This is a genomic window from Intestinicryptomonas porci (genome assembly GCF_033971905.1).
GTDB lineage: Bacteria > Verrucomicrobiota > Verrucomicrobiia > Opitutales > Intestinicryptomonadaceae > Intestinicryptomonas > Intestinicryptomonas porci.
The window spans coordinates 152008-159021 of sequence record NZ_JALBUT010000007.1; the positions used below are offsets into that span (position 1 = coordinate 152008).

General features: G+C 48.0%; 7 protein-coding genes, 1 tRNA gene and 1 pseudogene. 1 reads left to right on the forward strand and 8 read right to left on the reverse strand.

Annotation, left to right across the window (positions count from 1 at the left end):
* Positions 1-98 precede the first annotated feature (98 nt).
* From MOX91_RS07210 to MOX91_RS07240, 7 genes are all read right to left on the reverse strand, one after another.
* Positions 99-1499, reverse strand: coding sequence for a citrate synthase (locus MOX91_RS07210; RefSeq protein ID WP_370397412.1), 1401 nt, complete (start codon positions 1497-1499; stop codon positions 99-101).
* Between the two features lie 8 nt (positions 1500-1507).
* Positions 1508-2128, reverse strand: a complete 621-nt coding sequence (gene hisH, locus MOX91_RS07215; protein WP_370397413.1) for an imidazole glycerol phosphate synthase subunit HisH — start codon at positions 2126-2128, stop codon at positions 1508-1510.
* 1 nt (position 2129) lies between these two features.
* On the reverse strand, positions 2130-2720 hold the full coding sequence (gene hisB, locus MOX91_RS07220; RefSeq protein WP_370397414.1) for an imidazoleglycerol-phosphate dehydratase HisB: 591 nt from the start codon (positions 2718-2720) through the stop codon (positions 2130-2132).
* The gene (locus tag MOX91_RS07225; RefSeq protein WP_370397415.1) at positions 2705-3796 is read right to left on the reverse strand and encodes a pyridoxal phosphate-dependent aminotransferase; all 1092 of its coding nucleotides are present in this window, start codon (positions 3794-3796) and stop codon (positions 2705-2707) included. Before MOX91_RS07225 ends, hisB begins: the two co-directional genes overlap by 16 nt.
* Entirely contained in the window at positions 3786-4538 is a 753-nt protein-coding gene (locus MOX91_RS07230; RefSeq protein WP_370397416.1) for a hypothetical protein, read from the reverse strand. The genes MOX91_RS07225 and MOX91_RS07230 overlap by 11 nt, the downstream gene beginning before the upstream one ends.
* Before the next feature lie 4 nt (positions 4539-4542).
* Positions 4543-5622 carry a chorismate synthase gene (gene aroC, locus MOX91_RS07235; protein ID WP_370397417.1) on the reverse strand — a complete coding sequence of 360 codons (1080 nt, stop codon included), beginning with the start codon at positions 5620-5622 and terminating at the stop codon, positions 4543-4545.
* A gap of 69 nt (positions 5623-5691) precedes the next feature.
* Complete coding sequence (locus MOX91_RS07240; protein ID WP_370397418.1) at positions 5692-6351, reverse strand: lysophospholipid acyltransferase family protein; 660 nt, start codon at positions 6349-6351, stop codon at positions 5692-5694.
* A gap of 201 nt (positions 6352-6552) precedes the next feature.
* Between MOX91_RS07240 and MOX91_RS07245 the strand changes: the two genes are divergently transcribed.
* Positions 6553-6629 (forward strand) — tRNA-Asp (locus MOX91_RS07245).
* Between the two features lie 95 nt (positions 6630-6724).
* On the opposite strand, the pseudogene MOX91_RS07250 reads toward MOX91_RS07245, so the two are convergent.
* Positions 6725-6886, reverse strand: a pseudogene (locus tag MOX91_RS07250) (transposase); the annotation flags it as partial.
* Between the last annotated feature and the right edge of the window lie 128 nt (positions 6887-7014).

Sequence of the window (7014 nt, forward strand, 5' to 3'; positions counted from 1 at the left end):
TAGACAACTTGTTTTTATATTTGCTCCCAAAATTTATAAAAAAAGGCGAAAATCCAAAACATTTAGAAGTTTCGCCTCCAAATATCCGGCGGACTCCCCTACGCCTTGAATGTGGCGTTTTCCGACGCGCCGTCTCCCGAGGACTTCTTAAAATCCTTTTCGTACTGCTCGACATCGGAAAGCTCGCGGTCGCGCATACGCATGTAGTCAACGTCGATTTCGCCCTGGTAAATCTGGCGCGGGCGCGTTATCCTGCCCTTTACGCGCTCTGCGACTTCCTTCCAGTGGGCAATCCAGCCGGGCATTCTTCCGATTGCGAACATTGCGGTGAACATTTCGGTTGGAACGCCTATCGCCTTCATGATTATGCCGCTGTAAAAATCGACGTTGGGATACAGGTTTCTTTCGATGAAATAGTCGTCGTTTCGCGCCTTTTCGGCAAGGGTTTGGGCGATGTCCAAAACGGGATCACTGCTTTTTACGACTTTCAAAACCTTCTGCGCCGCCTCTTTTAAAATCATTGCGCGCGGATCGTAGGTTTTGTAAATTCTGTGCCCGAAGCCCATCAAACGCTTTTTGCCCATCTTCGCGTCTTCAATAGCCTTGTTGACGTCGCCGCCGTTTCTGTGGATTTCTTCAAGCATTTTGATTACCTGCGTGTTCGCACCTCCATGCAAGGGACCCCACAAGGCGCATACGCCCGCAGAAACAGACGCAAACAAATTCGCGCCGCTCGAAGCCACGATGCGCACGGTCGAAGTCGAACAATTCTGCTCGTGGTCTGCGTGCAAAAGCAAAATCAAGTCGAGAGCCTTCGTGATGTCGTCATGCGGATAGTATTCGTGATACGGCTCCGAGAACATCATGTGGAGAAAGTTTTGCGAGTAGCCCAAATCGCGCTTGGGATAAATCAGCGGCAATCCGTTTTTCATCCTGTAAGACATCGCGACTATCGTGCGAACCTTGCTTATCAAAAGCGCGGCGGCATCGTCAAAATATTCCAAGTCGTGCTCGCGCTCGTTGGTTACCATGTTCGGGTAGTAAGAGCCCAAAGAGTTCAAAAGCGCGGAAAGAATCGCCATCGGGTGGGCGGAAAACGGGAAGCCCCCGTCAAAAAAGTGCATCATCGACTCGTGGATGTTTGCGTTTCGCAAAACCCTTTGAGAGAAGTCGCTCATCTGCCTGCGCGTCGGCAATTCTCCGTAAATTATGAGATAGGCGGTTTCGATAAACGTTGAATTTTCCGCAAGCGTCTCGATGGGAACGCCCCTGTAAAAGAGCTTTCCCTTTTCGCCGTCGATATAAGTAATCTTGCTTTCGCACGCGCCGGTATTGCCAAAACCCTCGTCCAAGGTTATATAGCCTGTGCGCGAGCGCAAAGTGGCAATATCAATGGCTTTTTCTCCGCGAGTGCCTGTTATCAGCGGAAAATCGTATGTTTTCCCCTCGATTTCAAATTTGGCAACGCCGCTGTTTTTATTCTGATTAGTGTCCGACATATCAACCTCTAAACATATCCAAGAAAATTTTTGTAAAGTTGCAAGCCTTTTGACTGGCTTTTTTCGGGATGGAACTGGCACGCCATGAGCTTTCCGCGCAAAATCGCGCTCACAAACTCCATTCCGCCATACTCACTCGTCCCGAAAACTATGTCGCTTTCGGGAGTGTGGACGCAATAGCTATGCACAAAGTAAAACTGCTCTCCCGAAACTGAAATGCCCCGCAAGAGCTTTTCGTTGGGCTTAAACGACACGTCGTCCCACCCCATATGGGGGACTTTGAATTCGCGCGGAACGTCGAATTTTTTAACGCTTCCCTTAAAGACGCCCAAGCACTCCGAATGCCCGCCCTCTTCCGAATACTCGAAGAGAGCCTGCAAGCCGAGGCATATTCCGAAGAAGGGCTTTTCGTCCTTAATCCAAGAGCGTATCGCGCTGTCAAACCCCGTATCCTTCAAAAGCTTCATCGTATCGACAATCGCCCCCTGCCCCGGGAAAACCAAAACGTCATTATCATCGATGTCGGACGGGGATGAAACAAGCCTCGACTTCGCGCCTGCCGCCTCCCACGCCTTCAAGACGCTTCGCAAATTGCCCATTCCGTAGTCTATTACAGCAACAGAGCGCATTTTATATGGAACCTTTCGTTGTCGGCAAAATTCCCGCGCGGCGCGGATTTTTCTCAACCGCCATGGCAAGAGATTTCGCAAAACATTTGAACATTCCCTCCGCAATGTGGTGGGGTTCCCCGCCGTAAAGAAGCTCTATGTGCAGGTTTGCGCCCGCCTCGTTTGCAAACGCCTGAAAGAACTCCCTGCAAAGCCCCACGTTGAAATCGCGAACTCTCTCGGAACATTCGGCGCGGTAAACCAAATAAGGGCGGTTTGACAAATCTATGGCAACGCGCGCCAAAGTTTCGTCCATCGGCAGAATGAAAAATCCGTACCTGTTCATTCCCGCCTTGTCTCCGACAGCCTGCTTAACGGCCTGCCCCAGCACAATCCCGACATCTTCGACTGTGTGATGATAGTCAACATCCACGTCTCCTGACGCCTTTATTCTCAAATCAAAAAGCCCGTGCCGCGCAAAAAGGCAAAGCATATGGTCGAAGAACGGAATGCCCGTATCCACCTCGTAGATGCCTGAACCGTCGAGATTTATTTCGAGGGAAATTTGAGTCTCTTTTGTGTTTCTTTCGATTTTCGCTATTCTTTTATCCATTTTAGTATGCTTTCCCTTAATTTTTGCATTTCCGCGTCCGTGCCGACGGTAATTCTCAAGCCTGAACAAATTTTCATGTCGTTTTTCCAGTATCTAACAAGGATTTTTTCAGACTTTAAGAAATCGAACAAGCCGCTTGCTACATCTCTGCCGCAAACGCCGTTTTTGCTCGGCATCACGAATATGAAATTCGACGCGCTTTTGTAAAATTTCCAGCCGATAGAAGCGAAAAACGCCTCGGTTTCCTCGCGGGTTTTAACGACTTTTCCGATTTTTTCCGCATAATATTCTTCGTCTTGAAGCGCCGCGATTGAAGCCGCCTGCGCAAGCCTGTCAACATTGTAGCTGTCTCTGATCTTGTCCAAAATACAAATTACGCCCTCGTCGGAGACAGCCCAGCCCACGCGCATGCCCGCAAGACCCCACCCCTTTGAAGAGGTGCACACGGTCAAAACGTTTTTGCGCCCTGCCGCGAACTTTGCGGCTGAAAATCCCGAAAACGGAGCGTAAGCCTCGTCTATCACCAAAAGCCCTTTAAAATTGTCCGCAAGGCATTGCAAGTCCCCAAGAGAGAAAGAAATGCCCAAAGGAGCGTTGGGGCTTGTCAAAATGAATACGTTTGCACCGCTGTTAAAAATTTTTTCAAAGGGCAGTTTTGTTTCGTTTTCAAAATCAAACTCCAAAAGCTCCGCGCCCTGCATTTTAGACAATACCGGATAGAGCGAATAACTCGGATTCATCGCCGCTACTTTCAATTTGTCGTCACCGAAAGCGCGCATGATGAGATTTAAAATGTCGTCCGAACCGTTGCCTACAATCACGTTTTTGCCTTCAACACCGTAATGCTTTGCGACAGCCTCGCGAACCTTGCCCGAAAGCGGGTCGGGATAAAGCCGAAGAGGCGCGCAATCGCTCCCCATGGCGTCAATAACCGCCGTCTTTATTTTTGGAGTCGGCGGATATGGAAATTCGTTCGTGTTAAGCTTTACCCATCCGCCGCCCTGCGGTTGTTCGCCCGGAGTGTAAGCCGAAAGGCTTTCAACATTTTTTGAAACTTTGTATGGATTATTTTGCATTTTTATACCTCGCGATTAACTCATCGCCGTTTAAAATCGGTTTTCTGCGCAAACCGTTGTCCAATTTCTCAAGATAAACATCAGCTTTTTTCTCGACAGTAAAAGGCTCGTCGGGCAAAGTGTCCTCGTCAAGCTCAAGCTCGTCGAGAGGGTCGTATTCGTCAAATACCATTGAAATGCGTCGCGTCTCGTCAATTAAAAGCATGCAAGGGTTTTCGACTTCGCCGTTTTTCATCGCAAGCTGGAATGTGTGCGGACGGCATTCATCTTTGTACCTTTTCTTTATTTCATTCACGACTTTGCCGCTCACGCCGCCACGGTTCGACAAAAGCACGGCGTCGCAAAAATGCGACATCGCGTCAAAAAACGGAGCGCATTCGTCAAAAGCCGCGCCGTACAATGAACAGTCAAACACACCTATTATGCGGATAAGCTTAAAAATTCCCGCGTCGCAAATTTCCTTAAACGCCTCAATTTCGTCCGCGATGTTCTTTGAAGCGTCCGCCACAAAAAACGCCACGTCAGATTTTTCCGAAACCTCGCGCGCGCATTCAATGCGGTTTTCGCCATACCTGCTTACCAAGGCAAGAGAAGAAAGCGGAGCGTCAAATTCCGAAGGATTTTCATTTTCGGAAATAAAAACGGCCGCGCGAGACTCCGCGCCAAGACCGCGCGAAATCAAGTCGCACAAAATCGCGCGCCTTTTGGAGTTTCGAGTTCCCAATATCAAATAAGCGTCCATAATATTATAGCGGCAAAGATTTTCCCGCGGCGAGAACGGCATCTGCCAAGACCAAAGAAGCCATAGCTTCCACAACCGCAACCGCCCTCGGCAAGACACACGGGTCATGCCTGCCGCGCCCGACAACCGTCGTCGGCTCTTTGTTTAGCGAAAGGGTTTTTTGCTCTTTTAAAATAGTGGCAGTCGGCTTGAACGCGACCCTGAAATCAATCATCTGCCCGTTTGAAATGCCGCCAAGCACCCCGCCCGCGTAATTTGTTTTGGTGCGGACTTCGCCGCCTTCGCCGACAAAAAATTCATCGTTGTGGGCGGAGCCGAACATTCGCGTTCCCGCAAAACCACTGCCGATTTCAAACCCCTTGCATGCGGGAATTGAAAGCATAGCCTTTGCCAAATCTGCTTCAAGCCTGTCAAACACAGGTTCGCCCAAACCTGCGGGCGCATTTGAAATTCTGCATCTGATTACCCCGCCAACACTGTCGCCTTCCGCCCTCGCCTTTTTGATGAATTCAACCATTCTAAGAGCAGTCGGGGCATGCGGACAACGCACGGCGTTCGACTCTATGTCCTCTTCAGACGGCATTCCGTCAAACGAAGGCATGGAAATTGAATGCACGCTTTCAACCCACGCGCGAATTACAATGCTTGGCATGCACATTCTCGCAATAGCCCCTGCCGCGACGCGCGCCGCGGTTTCACGAGCAGAACTGCGACCGCCGCCGCGGGGATCCCTTATCCCGAACTTGGCGTCATAAGTGAAGTCGGCATGGCTCGGACGCCAAAGCTTGGCTATTTCCGAATAGTCGGAAGACTTCTGGTTGGCGTTTTCGATAATAAGAGCAATGGGAGTTCCCAAAGTTTTTCCCTCGAATACGCCTGATAAAATCCTGCACGAATCGGACTCCTTTCGCGGAGTGGAAATATCGCTCTGTCCGGGTTTTCGCTTGTCCAAAAAAGACTGTATGTCGGCTTCCGACAAGCTCAAATTCGACGGACATCCGTCCACAATGCAACCCAACGCCGCGCCATGGCTTTCGCCGAATGTCGCGACCTTAAAATAACGTCCAAAAATACTGCCGCCCATTGTCGTAAATAAATTGTAAAAACTTCCAATCTTCAAGAATAAAATTTGCCGCAAAACAAACCGCACAAATTAACGCCCCATAAGATGTTCCGCATATTCTACGGGGGAAACGCCCTCTTTTTGGGCGGATTGCGCGATATCCGAATAAGGGCGGCAGGAAATCACCTTCAAATCCACGCTCGAAAAAGGAAACGGTATTTGAAACTTGTCCCAAGTAGGCAGGGTAAAATACGACCTGTAATTAACGCGCAGAAAAAGAATATCCAAATCTGTAAATTCCGCAACTTTAAGCGAGCCTTTCTTAAGCTTGTAAATCGGGCCTATCGGACCGTCGGGAGTGATGCAGACCGAACTGCCCTGCCCAACAGCCTCCGCAATTTCAAAAAGAGACGCAACCTTTCTTTTGCGGCTCGACCCGCGAATGGAATCTATGTCGAAGAAATTGAACAAAGCCGCCAAAAGCGCGCCGTCCTTGCTTGCGCTGACAAGCCCCGACATTTTTTTCCGCCTGCGAAAAACCCTTTTTAAATAAGGCAGGACAAAAATTCGATTGTGCCAAAACATCACAAAGAACTTGTCCTTTGAAAGCAAAAACTCGGCGTCCTCGCCTGAAATCTTCAAACGCAAAGTGAAATGCCAAAGCTTTATGAAAAAACAAAGCGGAAGAAGAACCAGATAAAAATAAATCGGAACCCTGTTGATATTTGAACTTGAAACAGAAGACTGCATAAAAAAAGAAAATATAAATGTAGTAAAAGAACCGAAATTATACAAATTAAAAAACGCGAATATGAAAAATATGCAAATTAACGCAATCTGTCCGCATAAAAAAGACATTTACGAAAGAATAAACGGCGCCAAATAAAAAATTAAGATAAAAACATTGACAAAAAAATTCAATTTCGTAGCGTAAAAGTCTTTCAATTTTCAGGGGTGGTAGTTCAGTTGGTTAGAATGCTGGCCTGTCACGCCGGAGCTCGCGGGTTCGAGTCCCGTCCATCCCGCCATTTAACTGGAAAAGAAAACCGTCTTGCCGAAAGCGAGACGGTTTTTTTATGCCTACATTTTGAAAAAAAAGGGTCAACACCAAAGAGAGTGGATTTTAATGAAAGAGGCCGCATAGAACCAAGACCCTCAATCTGTAATTTTCAAAGTTTTTATAACCGTAAGCCATTCGTTGTATCAGTTTCATTTTCCTATGGAAACCCTCGGTTATTGAGTTGTTTTTCGTAAATCTCCACATTCGGATTATTGGTGTAAACCACTCGCTTATTGTCTATGCGAGCCTCTCAAACTCTTGTGTCGCTTCGTATTTCATCTGTTTCATCATTGTTTTCAGTTCCTTTATATTTCTCTTACATTCCTTTGCCGTTTGATGTTTCCTGTTCAGCA